Source organism: Streptomyces alanosinicus (assembly GCF_014650595.1).
GTDB classification, from domain to species: Bacteria; Actinomycetota; Actinomycetes; order Streptomycetales; family Streptomycetaceae; genus Streptomyces; species Streptomyces alanosinicus.
The window spans coordinates 1-931 of sequence record NZ_BMVG01000149.1; the positions used below are offsets into that span (position 1 = coordinate 1).

The window sequence follows — 931 nt, forward strand, 5'->3', positions numbered from 1 at the left end:
CTCGATGGCGAACAGGGCCGGCTGGGTGTAGGCGGTGCTGTTCAGCAGCTCCTCGTCCTCACCCCAGATCACCTCGAACAACGGCCGATCGAGATAGGTGTCCACAGCCGCCGAGACCTCGTCCAACGCAGCGGCGAACACCGGGAACGCGGCGTGCAGTTCACGGCCCATGCCCAGGCGCTGGGCGCCCTGGCCGGTGAACAGGAACGCCGTCCTGCCCTCCCGGGTCAGTCCCTGGACGGCCTCGGGGGCGTTGCCGTCCGCGAGTGCCGACAGCTTGGTCAGCAGGTCCTCGCGGGACTCGGCGACGACCACCGCGCGGTGTTCGTGCGGGGTGCGGGTGAGGGCGGTGGAGTGGGCGAGGTCGGTCAGGGAGAGGTTCTCGTCGCCGAGGACGCGGGTGTGCAGACGGTCGGCCTGCTCGGCGAGGGCCTTCTCGCTGCGCGCGGTGACGATCACCGGGACGGCCGGGAGTGCCCGGCGCTCGGCGGTGGTTTCTACGTCGTCGGCAGGTGCTTCTTCGACGATGATGTGGGCGTTCGTGCCGCTGAGGCCGAAGGAGGAGATGCCCGCGCGGCGCGGACGGTCGGCGGAGTGCGGCCAGTTGACGGCCTCTGTCAGCAGTCGGACGTGGCCGGCTTCCCAGTCGACGTGTGGGGTGGGCTCGTCGAGGTGGAGGGTCTTGGGCAGGATGTTGTTGCGCAGGGCGAGGATCATTTTGATGATGCCGCCGACGCCGGCCGCCGCCTGGGTGTGGGCCAGGTTCGACTTCAGCGAGCCCAGGTAGAGGGGCTTGAGCTGCGGGTCCCGGCGGCCGTAGGTGGCGAGGACGGCCTGGGCTTCGATGGGGTCGCCGAGTTTGGTGCCGGTACCGTGGGCCTCGACGGCGTCGACGTCGGCGATGGTCAGGCCGGCGTTGTCCAGGGCGGCG

1 protein-coding gene is annotated in these 931 nt (G+C 70.5%); it reads right to left on the minus strand.

What is annotated here, in order from left to right; all coding sequences use genetic code 11:
- Positions 1-931 (minus strand): ketoacyl-synthetase C-terminal extension domain-containing protein (locus IE277_RS46720; RefSeq protein ID WP_189960216.1); only part of this gene is annotated, 931 nt, incomplete at both ends.